General features: G+C 72.1%; 16 protein-coding genes. 12 read left to right on the top strand and 4 right to left on the bottom strand.

From position 1 onward, the window contains the following. The first annotated feature begins 633 nt into the window (after positions 1 to 633). Positions 634 to 2,268, top strand: a complete 1,635-nt coding sequence (locus ABD211_RS06700) for a bifunctional 3'-5' exonuclease/DNA polymerase (protein WP_425560367.1) — start codon at positions 634 to 636, stop codon at positions 2,266 to 2,268. On the opposite strand, the gene ABD211_RS06695 is transcribed toward ABD211_RS06700, so the two are convergent. After that, positions 2,250 to 2,765, bottom strand: coding sequence for an NUDIX domain-containing protein (locus ABD211_RS06695; protein WP_344127336.1), 516 nt, complete (start codon positions 2,763 to 2,765; stop codon positions 2,250 to 2,252). The two genes, ABD211_RS06700 and ABD211_RS06695, sit on opposite strands and share 19 nt — an antisense overlap. A 92-nt stretch (positions 2,766 to 2,857) precedes the next feature. Here ABD211_RS06695 and ABD211_RS06690 point away from each other — a divergent pair, with 92 nt between their 5' ends. From ABD211_RS06690 to ABD211_RS06680, 3 genes are read left to right on the top strand one after another with little or no spacing between them, the layout of a single operon-like run. Then, positions 2,858 to 3,439 (top strand): nucleotidyltransferase family protein, encoded by a 582-nt coding sequence (locus ABD211_RS06690; RefSeq protein WP_344127334.1) that lies wholly within the window; start codon positions 2,858 to 2,860, stop codon positions 3,437 to 3,439. Between the two features lie 43 nt (positions 3,440 to 3,482). Next, positions 3,483 to 4,634, top strand: a complete 1,152-nt coding sequence (locus ABD211_RS06685; RefSeq protein ID WP_344127332.1) for an XdhC family protein — start codon at positions 3,483 to 3,485, stop codon at positions 4,632 to 4,634. 35 nt (positions 4,635 to 4,669) lie between these two features. Beyond that, positions 4,670 to 5,902, top strand: coding sequence for an MFS transporter (locus ABD211_RS06680; RefSeq protein WP_344127330.1), 1,233 nt, complete (start codon positions 4,670 to 4,672; stop codon positions 5,900 to 5,902). A gap of 4 nt (positions 5,903 to 5,906) precedes the next feature. Here ABD211_RS06680 and ABD211_RS06675 read toward each other — a convergent pair whose 3' ends face one another. Beyond that, entirely contained in the window at positions 5,907 to 6,368 is a 462-nt protein-coding gene (locus tag ABD211_RS06675) for a hypothetical protein (RefSeq protein ID WP_344127328.1), read from the bottom strand. A 49-nt stretch (positions 6,369 to 6,417) separates the two neighbouring features. Continuing rightward, the gene (locus tag ABD211_RS06670; RefSeq protein ID WP_344127326.1) at positions 6,418 to 6,999 is read right to left on the bottom strand and encodes a TetR/AcrR family transcriptional regulator; all 582 of its coding nucleotides are present in this window, start codon (positions 6,997 to 6,999) and stop codon (positions 6,418 to 6,420) included. 168 nt (positions 7,000 to 7,167) lie between these two features. Here ABD211_RS06670 and ABD211_RS06665 point away from each other — a divergent pair, with 168 nt between their 5' ends. From ABD211_RS06665 to ABD211_RS06630, 8 genes are all read left to right on the top strand, one after another. Next, the gene (locus ABD211_RS06665) at positions 7,168 to 8,004 is read left to right on the top strand and encodes a sterol desaturase family protein (RefSeq protein WP_344127323.1); all 837 of its coding nucleotides are present in this window, start codon (positions 7,168 to 7,170) and stop codon (positions 8,002 to 8,004) included. A 3-nt stretch (positions 8,005 to 8,007) separates the two neighbouring features. Beyond that, positions 8,008 to 8,679: a lysoplasmalogenase gene (locus tag ABD211_RS06660; RefSeq protein WP_344127320.1), complete on the top strand. Its 672-nt coding sequence runs from the start codon at positions 8,008 to 8,010 to the stop codon at positions 8,677 to 8,679. Positions 8,680 to 8,704: 25 nt separating this feature from the next. After that, positions 8,705 to 9,532, top strand: coding sequence for an SAM-dependent methyltransferase (locus ABD211_RS06655; protein ID WP_344127317.1), 828 nt, complete (start codon positions 8,705 to 8,707; stop codon positions 9,530 to 9,532). A gap of 9 nt (positions 9,533 to 9,541) precedes the next feature. Next, a complete protein-coding gene (gene tsaA, locus ABD211_RS06650; protein ID WP_344127315.1) occupies positions 9,542 to 9,949 on the top strand; it encodes a tRNA (N6-threonylcarbamoyladenosine(37)-N6)-methyltransferase TrmO in 408 nt (135 codons plus the stop codon). Positions 9,950 to 10,024: 75 nt separating this feature from the next. Beyond that, a complete protein-coding gene (locus ABD211_RS06645; RefSeq protein WP_344127313.1) occupies positions 10,025 to 10,363 on the top strand; it encodes an SHOCT domain-containing protein in 339 nt (112 codons plus the stop codon). Between the two features lie 30 nt (positions 10,364 to 10,393). After that, positions 10,394 to 10,873: a GNAT family N-acetyltransferase gene (locus ABD211_RS06640; RefSeq protein ID WP_344127311.1), complete on the top strand. Its 480-nt coding sequence runs from the start codon at positions 10,394 to 10,396 to the stop codon at positions 10,871 to 10,873. Between the two features lie 152 nt (positions 10,874 to 11,025). Further along, entirely contained in the window at positions 11,026 to 11,979 is a 954-nt protein-coding gene (locus ABD211_RS06635) for a hypothetical protein (RefSeq protein ID WP_344127309.1), read from the top strand. A 14-nt stretch (positions 11,980 to 11,993) separates the two neighbouring features. Further along, on the top strand, positions 11,994 to 13,859 hold the full coding sequence (locus tag ABD211_RS06630; protein ID WP_344127307.1) for a M48 family metalloprotease: 1,866 nt from the start codon (positions 11,994 to 11,996) through the stop codon (positions 13,857 to 13,859). Positions 13,860 to 13,863: 4 nt separating this feature from the next. On the opposite strand, the gene ABD211_RS06625 is transcribed toward ABD211_RS06630, so the two are convergent. Further along, the coding region (locus ABD211_RS06625) for an endo alpha-1,4 polygalactosaminidase (RefSeq protein WP_344127306.1) at positions 13,864 to 14,576 on the bottom strand (713 nt) is incomplete at its 5' end.

The raw sequence follows: 14,576 nt of genomic DNA, 5'->3' as shown, positions 1-14,576 counted from the left end.
AGGCGGCGACGGCGGCTACACGTGCCGCCAAGGGGCGCATTCGGCGGGGTCTGGGGGCGGATCCACCGCCAAGGGTCGCTCGTGGTTGGCGTTGACCTTGTGCGGGGCGGCGATGGTTCACCGCGGTCGACACATGTGAACAAGTAGCGGGGCCGGACAACCGCAGGCGACCAGACGTGCACAGTTTGCGGGGTTCGGCGTCGGTCGACCCCGCCATCTGTGCACATGTGGCGGGGCTTCCCGCCTGGCACTCCGCCAGATGCGCACAGTTGGCGGGCCCCGGCACCTCCGAGTTCGCCAGATGCTCACATGTGGCGGGGCGCACCCTCCGTAGGCCCGCCACATGTGAACATCTGGCGGGGCGCACCCTCCGTAGGCCCGCCACATGTGAACATCTGGCGGGGCGGCGCGGGGGCCTTCGTCACATGTGCACTTCTGGCGGGGCGGGCGCGTGGAGCGTTGGCCGCACGTGTGTATTTCTGGCGGCGTCGGGCACCCGCCGCACCCCCTCGTCACGAAGCTTGCGGGTTTCGCGGCCAGGGCGGCCGGTCGAAAACGCTTAACCCGCAGGTTCGGTGGTTTCGCGACCGTGGCCCGCGCGATGTCGTACCCGCAGGTGAGAATGCGGGGGTGCTGGTCGCGGCGGTAGTGACGGACGGCGGCCGGGGGCGGCTGCGGGTGCTGCGCGAGGACGGCCGGCCCGAACAACCTGCCGAAGCTGTCGATGATCTCGTCGCCGAGATCGGGCGCCGTGACGGCGAAGGGGTGCGGTGGTTGTGGGGGAGCACCGCGGAGGTCTATCCCGCGCTGCTCGCGAACGGGCGGCGGGTCGGGCGATGCCACGACGCGGAGCTGACCGAGGCCCTGCTGCTGGGTTACGACGGGCGGTGGGGCGAGCCGCGTAGCGTGGCCGCCAGCTGGGCGCGACGCCATGGCCGCCCCGTCCCGCCGGACCCGGTCCCGGACGCACCGGTCGGCGCGGGCGGGGCCGGTGACCAGGTCGCGCTGTTCGAGACCCCGAAGCAGGCGCCCATGATCGACGCCGACCCGCTGGACGCGCTCGTCGAGACCTACGCCGCGCAGCACGCCGCGATCGCGGCGCGGCCGGAGCCGGGGCGGTTCCGGCTGCTCGTGGCGGCGGAGAACGCCGGGGCGCTGATCGCCGCCGAGATGGGGCACGTGGGGCTGCCCTGGAGCGGGCGCGCCCACGACGACGTGCTGCGCGAGCTGCTCGGCGACCCGCCGTCCATCGCGGGGGCGCCGCCGAGCCGGCTGGTCGAGCTGACCACCACCCTGCGGGAGCTCTTCCACGATCCGCGCCTGCACCCGGAGTCCCCCGCCGAGGTGCTGCGCGCCTTCTCCCGCGCGGGTATCGTCCTGCCGTCGACCCGGGCGTGGGTCCTGAAGAGCGTGGACCATCCGGCCGTGGCGCCGTTGCTGGAGTTCAAGGAGCTGTACCGGATCTGGACCGCGCACGGCTGGTCGTGGCGCGCCACGTGGGTGCGCGACGGGCGCTTCCACCCGGAGTACGTGCCGGCGGGCGTCGTGTCCGGCCGCTGGGCCACCCGGGGCGGCGGTGCGCTGCAGATCCCGAAGGCGGTGCGCCGCGCGGTCGTGGCCGACCCGGGCTGGGCGTTCGTGGTGGCCGACGCGGGCCAGCTGGAGCCCCGGGTGCTCGCCGCCATGGCGGGCGACAACGGCCTGGCCCGTGCCGGCGCGGGCGGCGACCTCTACGCGGCGCTGGCCGCCGAGGCGTTCGCGACCGACCGCGCGCAGGCCAAGCTCGCGCTGCTCGGCGCCATGTACGGGCAGACGGGCGGCAACGCCGTGCCCGCCCTGGCCGCGCTGCGCCAACGCTTCCCGGTCGCCTGGGACTATGTCGAGCGCGCCGCGCGCGCCGGCGAGGCGGGCGGCCTGGTCCGCTCCTGGCTGGGCCGCACCTGCCCGCCGCCCGGCCCGGAGGAGCGCACCCCGGCCCGGGAGCGGGCCCGGGGCCGGTTCACCCGCAACTTCGTCATCCAGGCGACGGCCGCCGAGTGGGCGCTGACCCTGCTCGCCCTGGTCCGCACCGCGTTGCCGGCAGACGCCGAGCTGGTCTTCTTCCAGCACGACGAGGTGATCGTGCACTGCCCACGCGAGCACGCCGCCGCGACCGCGGACGCGCTGCGCGAGGCGGCCGAACGCGCCAGCCGCCTGCTGTTCGGCGCGACCCCGGTGCGCTTCCCGCTCGGCGTCGCGATCGTCGACTGCTACGCCGACGCGAAGTGACGGCCGTTGAAGAAGTCCGCCATGGCCTCGGTGTGGGTGGGGAACGCCAGCTCCCGGGCCGCGGTGAGGACGACCCACTCGGTCGCCTCCTCGGTGGGCGCGGACTCCGGCAGCCCGTCGGCTGGCCGGGTCGGCAGCAGGCCGAAGACCAGCAGCGAGCGGCCGTTGAACGAGCTGTGCACCGCGAACAGCGTCACGTCGGCGGCGGACGCCTCGAGCCCGGTCTCCTCCAGCAGCTCGCGCACCGCGGCCTCCTGCCACGACTCGCCCGTCTCGATGAACCCGCCGGGCAGGGCCAGCTCGCCGCGGAACGGCTCGATGTCGCGGCGCACCGCGACGACACCGGTCGTGCCGTCGGGATAACTGACCGGCTGCAGGACCACGGCCACCGGCAGGGGATTGCTCCACGTGGTCTCGCCGCAGCCGGCGCAGACGCGTGGCCAGGGCGAATCGACGACGTACGGGTGGCCACAGTACGAGCAGTGCGAGTGCTGCATCCAGCAACCGTAGCGGTCTCCACCGGACGGATGGAAATGATCCGCTTCGGCGACTACTCTGCTGAAAGGCTGATCCGGGATGTGTCCTCAACATGGGAGTGCCGAAGCTGAGCGTGGCAGGTCTGGTGCTCGCCGCGGGCGGTGGGAAGCGCTACGGCGGGCCCAAAGCGCTGGTCCGACGGGACGGTGAGCTGCTCGTGGAACGGGCGGTGGCCACCGCCCGCGAGGCAGGCTGCGCTCCGATCATCGTGGTGCTCGGGGCGTCGTCGGCCGAGGTGCGCGCGGAGGCGAAGCTCGGCGACGCGACCATAGTGGACAACGAGGGCTGGAAGTCGGGCATGGCGTCGTCGCTCAAGACGGGCCTGACCGCGCTCGCCGGCACCGACGCCCAGGCCGTCGTGGTGCTGCTGGTGGACACGCCCGGCGTCACCGCGGAGGCGGTGCGCCGCGTCAGCGCGAAGGCGGGCCCCGACGCCCTGGTCACCGCGACGTACGGCAACCGGCGCGGTCACCCCGTGCTGCTGGGCCGCGACCACTGGGCGGGCGTGGCGACCCTCGCGACGGCCGATGTCGGCGCCCGGGCTTACCTGACGGCCCGCGCCGCCGAGGTGGTCGCCGTGGCGTGCGAGGACTGCTCCGACGACACTGACCTGGACGTTCCCGAGCCCAGCTGATCACCCCTGGCGCGAATGTCCCATCAAGGGTCATAGTTGGCGCGTGCGCGACGTTCTCGACGAGCTCCTCTCCTGGTGGAAAACCGACCAACCGGTCGGCATGGCCACGGTCGTCGCGACCTGGCGCAGCTCGCCCCGCCCGTCCGGCGCGACGATGCTGGTGGGCCCGGACGGCACGGCCGTGGGCAGCGTGTCGGGCGGGTGCGTGGAGGGCGCGGTCTACGAGCTCTGCCAGGACGTGAAGGACACGGGCGAGCCGGTCCTGCAGCGCTACGGCATCAGCGACGACGACGCCTTCACGATCGGCCTGACCTGCGGCGGCATCATCGACCTGTTCGTCGAGAAGGTGGACCGCACCACGTTCCCGGAGCTGGGCGACGTCGCGGCCTCGATCAGCGCGGCGGAGCCGGTCGCGGTCGTGACCTGCGTCGACGGCCCAGCGGACCGGCGGGGGCGGCGCCTGATCGTGTGGCCGGACCGCCGCGCCGGCTCGCTGGGCCACGACCGCCTCGACGACGCGGCCACCGACGACGTGCGCGGCCTGCTCGCGGGCGGGCGCACCGGCCCGCTGCGCTACGGCCACGACGGCGAGCGGCGCGGCGACGACCTGCTGCTGTTCGTCAGCGCGTACGCGCCGCGGCCGCGGCTGATCGTGTTCGGCGCGATCGACTTCGCGGCCGCCGTGGCGAAGGCGGGCGCGTTCCTCGGCTACCACGTGACGGTCTGCGATGCCCGGCCCGTGTTCGCGACCCGCAAGCGGTTCCCCGACGCGGACGAGGTGATCGTCGACTGGCCGCACCGCTACCTCGCCAGGGAGGTCGCCGGACAACGGGTCGACGAGCGGACGGCGATCTGTGTCCTCACGCACGACCCGAAGTTCGACGTCCCGGTGCTGGAGGTCGCCCTGGCCCAGCCGGTGGCGTTCGTGGGGGCGATGGGGTCGCGGCGCACCCACGACGACCGGATGGCCCGGCTGCGCGCGGCCGGCGTGCCCGAGGAGCAGCTGGTCCGGCTGGCCTCGCCGATCGGCCTGGACCTGGGCGCCCGCACCCCGGAGGAGACCGCGATCAGTATCGCGGCCGAGATCATCTCGACGCGCTGGGGCGGCAAGGGCGCCCGCCTGTCCGATCTGGACGGCCGGATCCACCATGATCTCGTGTCGGACGATGTGGGCGGGCTCACCGTAAATTCGTAAGGCTGATTAAGGGGTCCGTAGCTTACCGTCGAACCATGCGTGCCCCGAACCGCTGGCCGGTCGCGAGCCTCGCCGTGCTGACCGCCGCGGTGCTGCTGTCCGTCACCACCGAACTGCTCCCCACCGGCCTGCTCCCATCCATGAGCCGCGACCTCGACGTCTCGGCGGGTCGCCTCGGCCTGCTCGTCACCGGGTACGCCCTGATGGTGGCCCTGTTCGCGGCCCCGCTGGGCCTGCTCACGGGCCGGATCCCGCGCCGGCGTCTGCTGGCCGGCGCCGTGCTCGCCTACGCCGTGAGCAACGTGATCGTCGCCGTCGCGCCGAACTACCCCGTCGCGGCCGCCGGCCGCCTGCTCGGCGGCCTCACCCACGGCGCCTTCTGGGCGATGCTGGCGGGTTACGCGTCGCGGCTGGTGAGCCCCGACCGGGTCGGCCGGACCGTGGCGATCGTCTCCGGCGGTGGGACGGCGTCGGTGCTGCTCGCCGTCCCGGCCGGCACCGCGCTGGGCGTGGCCACGAACTGGCGCGTCGCTTTCGTCGTACTCGCCGGGGTTTCTGTGTTGTTGCTGGTGGCGGTGTTGCGCGTGCTGCCCGAGCTGCCCGGCACCGCCAGCGTGAACCCCGTGCCGTTGCGGCAGGTGTTCCGCCTACCCGGATTGCGGCCGATCATGTTCAGCACGGCCGTGACCGTGCTCGGGTACTTCGCCTTCTCCACGTACATCGCGGTGTTCCTGCTGAACGCGGGCCTGGATGAGGGGCAGATCGCGCTGGCGCTGTTCGGCGGCGGCGTGTTCGGCGCGGTCGGCCTCGTGCTCGGCGGCATCTTCGTCGACCGGCACCTGCGGTCCTCGCTGATCGTGTCCATCGGCGGCATGGCGCTGGCTATGGCGATCGGCGCGGTCGGGCGCTCGTCGACGGTCGCCGCGCTGGCCGCGGTGGCCCTGGCCAGCGTCGCCATGGGCGCCGTCCCGGCCCTGCTGCAGACCGTGACGCTGCGCGCGGCCCCCGGCGCGGGCGACCCGGCCTCGGCGCTGAACGCCTCGGCCTTCAACGTCGGCATCGGCGGCGGCGCCCTGCTCGGCGCGGTCGTGACCGACACGTGGGGCGCGGCCGGCCTGCCGCTGGTCGCGGCGGTCCTGACCGGCGCGGGCGCGGTCGCCGTCGTCCTACTCAAGGTCGGCGCGCCCCAGCTCCGCGTCGCGGAGACTCCCGTGGGTACGCCCACGGAGCGTCCCGTCGTGGCCACCCCGGAGACGCTCGCCGCCTGAGGGGTCAGCCGTTGTTGACGAAGATGGCCCGGACCTCGGCGTAGTCACCGGTCCCCGGGACGGCGCCGACGGCGAGTATCCGTTGGGCCCTGCTGTTCGCCGGCACCGCTTCCCACGCGTTGAAGGCGCCGCCCTCGAAGTCGGTGGTGCTGCAGGCCGGGCCGCCCTCGTACAACGACGCTGTCAGGCGTGCGTCCACCGTCCCCGGCGCACGCGTGCGCCGGATGAACACGCCGAAGTCGACCCGGACGTCCCCGGCCGAACAGGCGAACGACTGGAAACCCATGGCGTTCATGCCCTGGCCCACCCGCATCGGGATGTTGAATGTCTCGTCCTTGGGCGTGCCGAGGCCCTTGTCGACGATGTGCACCGTCACGGCGACCGCGACCGTGGTGACCGGGATCGCCGGCGGGGTCGGGGCGACGGTGAGGACCGCGGCGGCAGCGGCCGACATCAGGTTGTGCATGTCCCCACCCTGCTCACCGGGCCGAACGAGCGTGGCATCGACACGCCGGTCAGGCGAAATCGGCGCCCACCAGCGCCAGCGCGCGGTCGAGGTGTCTCGCCAGGGTGTCCGACTCGGGGTGCTCCAGCCAGTACTGCACGGCGACGCGGGCGCAGGTGAGGAACGAGGCGGCCATGAGGCGCGCGGCGAACGGGTCGTCGGTGCGGGTCGCCAGCTCGGCCGCGAGGTCGGCCTCGAACTGGGCGTGCAGGGCCATCTGCGCCGCGAGCAACGTGGGGTGCTTGCGGATCATCCGCCAGCGGGTGATGCCCTCCGGGTCGACCGTGACCATGGCCTCGTACATGGCCGGCCCGCTGGCCCGCAGCGCCGGCCAGGCCCGCTCGTCGACGGGGCGGGCGCGCAGGGCGCCGAGGAGCTGGCTGACCGAGCGTCGGTAGCCGTAGAGGAGGGCGTCCTCCTTGTTGGCGAAGTAGTTGGAGAACGTGCGCCGGGAGACGTTCGCCGCCTCGGCGATCGCCTCGACCGTGACGTGCTCCAGGCCGTGCTCCAGCACCAGGCGCATAGCGGCCTGGTGCAGCGCCTCGCTGGTCGCGGCCTTCTTGCGGTCGCGCAACGTCGGGACGGTCTCCACGGGCAGTCACGATAGTGCCTGCGGTGCCGTCCTGTCCGGTAATCTAGTGCACACTGCGAAACTTTGCCGAGTGCGCAGATTGTGCCGGGCTGGTGGGCGCCGGAAAGTCGTCGTGGTGCCCTGACCTCGGCCTTCTCAAAAGCGAGAAATATTCGTACGATCCCGGGCGTGCCCGAGCTCCCCAACGTCGTCCTCTGGTCGATCCCGGCCTTCGTGCTGCTCACCGCGCTGGAGGCGATCTCGTACCGGCTCCACCCGGACGACGACGAGGTGGGCTACGGCGGCAGGGACACCGCCACCAGCCTGTCGATGGGGCTGGGCAGCCTCGTCTTCGACATGCTCTGGGGCCTGCTGCCCGCCCTCGTCTACGCGGGCCTGTACGCGGTCACGCCGCTGCGCATTCCGGTCGTCTGGTGGGCGCTGCTCGCGTGCCTCCTGGCGCAGGACTTCCTGTACTACTGGTCGCACCGCACCCACCACCGGGTCCGGCTGCTGTGGGCCTCGCACGTCGTGCACCACTCCAGCCAGCGGTTCAACCTCTCCACCGCGCTGCGCCAGCCGTGGACCGGCTTCACCAGCTGGCTGTTCTACCTGCCGATGATCGCGCTGGGCGTGCACCCCGTCGCGCTCGCGTTCTGCCAGTCGGTGAACCTCGTGTACCAGTTCTGGATCCACACCGAGCGGGTCGGCAGGCTGCCGCGCCCGTTCGAGTTCGCCCTGAACACGCCCTCGCACCACCGGGTGCACCACGCCTCGCAGGGCGGCTACCTGGACCGCAACTTCGGTGGCATCCTGATCATCTGGGACCGGATGTTCGGCACGTTCGCTCCCGAGGTCGCGCGGCCGGTCTACGGGCTCACGAAGAACATCTCCACGTACAACCCGGTGCGGGTGGCCGTCCACGAGTACGCGTCGATCGCGCGGGACGTGCGCGACGCGAAGGGCTGGCGGGCGCGGCTGCTGTCCGTGGTCGCGCCGCCCGGCTTTACGGAAAAGGACGTCTGACCCATGCGTGACCGCCTGTCCCGGGCCCTGCTCGTGCTGTTCTGCGCGGTCTCGGCCACGCACCTGGTCGCCCTCGCGGCGTCGATCGGCTGGCTCGACCTCGTCACCAAGACGCTGCTCATGCCGAGCCTCGCCGGCTGGGCGGCCACCCGCCGCGCGCCCGGCCTGCTCGTGGCCGGCCTGCTCCTGTCGTGGCTGGGCGACGTCGCCCTGCAGTTCGACGGCCTGTTCATCCTGGGCATGGGGTTCTTCGCCGCCGCGCACGTCTGCTACGTCACCCTGTTCGTCCGCCGGGGCGCTGCCGCCGTGATGCGCGGGCGGTGGGGTTTCGTCGCGGCGTACTGCGTGGTGTGGTTGGGCCTCGTCGCGGTGATGTGGTCGGGCCTCGGCGACCTGCGGGTCGCCGTCGCGCTCTACTCGTTGCTACTCACCGCGACGGCGACCCTCTCGGTCGGCCTCGGGCCGGTCGTCGGCCTGGGCGGTGCGCTGTTCTTCGTCTCCGACGCGCTGCTCGCGCTGCGGTTGGCTGACCTGCCCCGCCCGCCCGGCGCGGATCTGCTGGTGATGATCACTTATCTGGCCGCGCAGTGGCTCATCGCCGATGGCGTGACGGCGTCGCGACCGGCCCTGCCCCCCACGGCTGACGATGATCGTGTAACCACTGTGGACGGATGAGGCGCGTGCGCCTAGGCTACGGTGCGTGACCGATGACAAGCCGGCGCCGCCGGGCGTAGATGCGACCCGCCCCAGCGTCGCCCGCGTTTATGACTTCTTCCTGGGCGGCAAGGACAACTTCGCCATCGACCGCGAGGTCGGCAAGATGGCCCTGAAGATCACGCCGGACGGGCCGGCGGCCGGGCAGGCCAACCGCGCGTTCCTGCGCCGGGTTGTGCGCTACCTCGTGGTCGAGGCCGGCATCCGGCAGTTCATCGACGTGGGCTCGGGCCTGCCCACCCAGGGCAACGTGCACGAGATCGCCGGCGCGTACGCGCCGGACGCCCGGGTGATCTACGTCGACAACGACCCGATGGTGCTCGCGCACGGTCGCGCCCTGCTCGACAACGCCACGACGGCCACGGTCATCCAGGCCGACGTGAAGCAGCCGCAGAGCATCCTGGAACACCCCGAGGTCACGTCCCGCATCGACTTCTCGCAGCCCGTGGGCATGTTGCTGTTCGCGATCCTGCACCACCTGAGCGACGACGAGGACCCGGCCGGCGTGGCCGCCGCGCTGTGCGCGCCGCTCGCCCCCGGCAGTTACCTCGCGATCTCGCACTTCCGCGATCCCGGCCCGGCGCACCCGGAGGCCTCCGCGAAGGCGCGCCAGGTCGAGAAGCTCTTCAACGAGACCCTGGGCACGGGCCGGTGGCGCACCCATGAGGAGCTGCTGACCTACTTCGCCGGCACCGAGCTGCTCGAGCCGGGCATCGTCCCGCTGCCCGAGTGGCGGCCGGATCCCGATGCGGCGCCGGCGGCCCAGACGGACACGTACCACACGTTCGTCGGTGGGCTGGCCCGCAAGAACTAACCTGCCCGCATGTCGTTTGCCGTCAACGCCGTCGGTCGGGTCGAGTCGTCCCTCCGCGACCGTGCCGACGCGCCCCGGCAGGGTGACGAGGGCGCGCCCGAGGCGGTCGTGGTCTTTGAGGACGCGGTGGTCGAGGCGCTGGGCGGGCTCGCGCCCGGCGCCGAGGTCCTCCTGCTGACCTGGCTCGACCGCGCCGACCGCGGGACGCTCGTCGTGCACCCACGCGGCGACCTGACCCGCCCGCCGGCCGGCGTCTTCGCGACCCGCTCGCCCGACCGCCCCAACCCCATCGGCCTGCACCGCGTCACGATCCTCGCCCTGGACGGCACCCGCATGCGCGTCAGCCGCCTGGAGGCCCTCGACGGCACCCCGGTGCTCGACGTCAAGCCGGTCCTGGACCGGATCGCCGACCGCTGACCGCCGGATCGGCGCGGCGGTTGGCGCCGGCCGTTACCCTGGATCGTCTTACCAGTGATACAGGGGGATACGCGGATGAGTCTGGCGGACGAGCTCGAGAAGCTGCGCCAGCTGCACAAGGAAGGTGCGCTCACCGCGGAGGAGTACACCCAGGCCAAGAAGCGTCTGCTGGACGGCGACGCGCCCGCCACGTCCGCCGTGCCGCCGAGGCCGGCCGCCCCGCCGGACGTCAGCCTGCGCGTCGGCCTCGATCCGAAGCTGACCAACATGGCCCAACAGGCCTCCAACCGCAACCTCGTGGGGCATGTCATCTCGGGCGTGGTCGTTCTCGTCTTCCTCTCGATCTTCGGGTTCGTGGCGTGTTCGATTTCCGACGCCGCGGATGCTTGCCCGCCGTACAGCACCTGCGACTGACGCCGTGCGCGGTGGCACTAGGCTGGCCGGATGATCTCGACCGACCGGCTCGACCTGAGCCCGTTCACGGTGGCCACGGCGACGGCCACCGTGTCCGGCGAGCGCGGCGACCTGCCGTGGGCGGACGGCTTCCCGCGCGAGGATGACCAGGACGCGGCCCGTATGTGGGTGCGTGCGCCGCACGACGTGTTCGGCAGCTGGTTCATCGCCGAGCGGGTCACCGGTGAGATCGTCGGCACGATCGGGTTCTACGGCCCGCCCGACGCCGACGGCGAGCTCATGGTGGGCTACGGCCTGGTGCCCCAGGCCCGCGGCCGCGGCTACGCGACCGAGGCGCTGCGCGCCCTCGTCGCCCACGGCCTGGCCCAGCCCGGTGTCACCCGGATCGCCGCGGACCCCGACCTCGACAACGTCGCCTCTCACAACGTCCTCCACAAGGCCGGCTTCCACCCCACCCACGCCACGGAAACCTCCCAGTGGTACGCCCTTAACCGCGTTAGGGCGCCATAGCGCTGGAATGCGAGCCCGAATTACCTACCTATGGCGCCATAACGCGATCCGGACCCGGGTGGCGTGACGGTTGTCCGGTATGTTCCGAGTAGGGATCTTCCGCGTCGGCGCGGGCAGCGGGTTGTCGGGTGGCTCCGTTATGCTGCCGCGCCATGCGGTTGTTCAAGAAGAAGGCGGCGGAGGTCGAGACGGTCGTCATCGACCCGCTGCTGGGTGACGAGACGGGCCGGCTGCTGGAGGCGGCGGTCGCCGCGCGCGACTGGCCCACGATCCGGTCGGTCCTCACGACGCCGATGACCTCGAACGACCGCCAGTGGCTCATGAGCGTCGTGCTCGACGACCCCAACCTGCAGCTCTGGATCAACGACGTCGTCGCCGCCGAGCGCGACTCGACGCTGCCGTTGCTGCTCAAGGGTTCGCGGTACATCCGCTGGGCGTGGGAGGCGCGCGGGTCCGGCGGCGCGAGCACCGTCTCCCAGGATGCCTGGAAGATCTGGTTCGACCGCCTGCGTCAGGCCGAGGACTGCCTCGACGAGGTGGTCGAGCGCGAGCCGCGCAACGCCGACGCGTGGCAGGGGCTCATCACGCTGGGCCGGGCCCGGCAGGTGGACGCCGAGGAACGGTGGCGCCGGTTCTACGGCCTCGTGGCCGCCGAGCCGACCCACTTCGGCGGCAACCGGCAGATGATGCAGGGCCTCATGCGCAAGTGGTCGGGCAGCCACGAGCAGATGTTCGAGTTCGCCCGCCAGCGCACCGCCGAGTTCCCGGGCACCGACCTGCCGTTCCTCATCGTCGAGGCGCACCTCGAGATGTGGGAGAACGACGGCCACGAGTACCTGGAGAAGCCCGAGATCGGCGACGAGATCCTCGCGGCCGCGCACCAGTCGATCTGGCACCCGGACTACCAGCGCACCCGGCGCACGCCGCTGCTGCTCAACACGTTCTGCTTCGCCTTCTGCGTCGCCGACCTGTACGGGGCGGCCGACCGCTGCTTCGGCGAGATCGGCGACAACCTCGTCACCTCGTGGCCGTGGAGCCAGCTCGCGGACGACGCGGTGACCAACTTCAAGGACATGCGCGACTACGTGCGCGACAACCTCTCTTAAGAAGGAAACGGGTCATGGCTAGGTCCATGCGTGCGGCGCTGTCCGTGCTCATGCTGGTGGGCTTCTACGTGCTCGCCCTGGGGATCATCGTCGGGCTGGGCATCCTATCGGTGCTGATGTTCCTGAACACGTCCGGCACCGCGGGGGCGGCCAAGCTCGGCTTCCTGACGATCGCGGTCGCCGTGGCGGTGGTCGTCGCCCTGTGGAAGGTGGCGAAGGCCAAGCCCGAGCCCGAGCCGGGCCTGCCGCTGAGCCCGGAGCAGGCGCCGGAGCTGTGGCACCTGGTGCGCGGGCTGGCCGCCGTGGCGCAGACGCGGGCGCCGGACGAGATCCTGCTCGTGCCCGACGTGAACGCCGCCGTGTCCGAGGACACCAGCATGCTGGGCCTCATCGGTGGACGTCGGCGGCTCTACCTCGGCATCCCGCTGCTGCAGGCCATGAACCTGGCCCAACTGCGCTCGGTGCTGGCCCACGAGCTGGGCCACTACTCGGGTCGGCACACCCAGCTCGGCGCGGTCGCCTACCGGGGCCAGACCGCGATCCTCGCCACCGTCGGCCAGCTCTCCGGCAACATCGTCGGCTGGCTGCTCAAGCAGTACGCGAAGCTGTACCTGCTGGTCGCGGCCGCGGTGAACCGGACCCAGGAGCTGGAGGCCGACGAGCTGTCCGTCCAGGTGGCCGGCCGCGCCGTCGCCCAGCACACGCTGCGCGAGCTGCCCGTCATCAGCATGGCGTGGAACTTCTACGAGGGCCGTTACATCGCCCCCGGCTGGGAGGCCGGCTACGCGCCGACCCCGGCCGACTTCTTCGGCGGGTTCGGCGGCCTGCTGCACGCCCGCACCGGCGAGCTGGACGAGCTGCGCAAGGAGCCGCCGCCGGACGAGCAGTCCCGCTGGGACTCGCACCCGTCGATCGCGGCGCGCGTCTACGCCATGGACCGCATGACCGATGTCGCGGTGCCGGTGGATACGCGCCCGGCCACCAGCCTGATCCCCAGGTTCGACCGGGCCGCCGAGGCGGTCGCCGCGAAGGCCGTCGACTTCGGCAACCGTACGCAGCTGCCGTGGGACCAGTTCACCGCCGTGGCCGTCCTCGTGCAGGAGCAGCGCCAGGCCGATCTGGTCTACCGGGCCGCCGCCCGGCTCACCGGCAGCGGCGAGGCCGGCCTGGCCACGGTCTTCGGCCTGGTGCAGGCCGGGCGCATCGGCGAACTGTCGGCCGAGTTCTTCCCGGAGGCGACCCGCCGCGAGGCGGCGAAGCTGTTCGCCGACCCGATGGAGCTGCTGCTGCGGGTCGCGGCGGTGCGCTCCAACGTGGCGTACTGGCGGCACTCGTGGACCGGCAGGCCGGAGTTCGTCCGCACCGATGGGCAGCCGCTGAACCTGCAGCCCATCGCGGCCGAGGCCGTGGCGCCCGAGTCGCTGGACCGGGCGGCCGCGCACCTTGCCGCGCTGGGCATCGACGTGGCCGCGGCCGTGCAGGTCGACAAGGTCGCCACCGCCCACGGCGGCGACATCGTCGGCGGCCTGGCCAACATGTCGGTCAACGGCAAGCCACACGACGTGCTGATCCTCGACAATGGACTGATCATGCGGCCGTGCCCGAAGAGCACGGACAACGGCAAGGACCGCCTCCTCGAGTGGGCGCGCTCCGCGCCGGTCCCGGAGCTGGCCGCGAAGAGCTGGTTCGTGCCGTTCGAGGAGGTCGCGTCGGCGAAGATCGTCAAGGTCTCGCCGATCCGGGTGGACCTCACCCTGCGCGACGGCAGCGTCGTCGCCGTGCACGAGGCGTGGACCGGCGACCGGCTCCACAAGACCAGCGCCGACGTGCTGCACGAGGCGGTCAAGCCGTTCCTGCCGGAGAACGCGGGCGTGCGTTAGGTGCTCAGCACGGCCACCGGGGCGCGTCGAGGTTGAGGTTCTTGCGCATCGAACTGAAGCCCAGCGCCCTGGTGGTCGCGCAGAACTGCGCTGGCTGCCGGTCGTACTCCACGTGCAGGATCGCCTTGCCGGCCGCGCTGAACGGGCGCAGCGACGCGCACTCGTTGAAGGCGAAGCACTCCTCGTTGACCGTGAAGTCGAAGTCGTTCACGAGCGCCGCCGCCTGCTCGACGTCGTTCTTCAGCCCGACGGCGAGGCCGCGGTCGTGCGCCAGCCTGGCCACGAACCGGTTGAACCGCAACTGGTCGGCGGCGGTGATCGGGAACCCGGTGTCGTTGACGTAGTGGTCCATCAGGTCCGGCTCGATCGCGTCGAACCCCTTGTCGCGGCACATGTCGAAGCGGGACGCGAGGATCGGGCGGATGAGGTCGAGCTGGCGGATGTCGATCCACCGCTCGCCGTCCCACCCGTTCGACCTGCCGAGGACCGACGCCGGCCATCTGCCGTAGTCGGGCCGGAAGTCCTCGGCCGCGCCCACCTCCACGTAGCAGATGACGTAGCGCCCGCGCGCCTTCAGCGACCGCACCACGGCGGCGCTGTTGTCGAACCCGTCGATGTCGTAGATGGGCACGTCGACGCTCTGGTCGACGGGCGTGGTGAGCTGCCACTGCCACGCGGCGCCGGCCGGCGGACCGCGCCGCGCCGACGCGGGCCGGT

The sequence above is a fragment of the Luedemannella flava genome, assembly GCF_039528515.1.
Taxonomy (GTDB): domain Bacteria; phylum Actinomycetota; class Actinomycetes; order Mycobacteriales; family Micromonosporaceae; genus Luedemannella; species Luedemannella flava.
The sequence above is the reverse complement of the archived record's forward strand: the minus strand, read 5'-3'. Positions and strand labels throughout refer to the sequence as shown.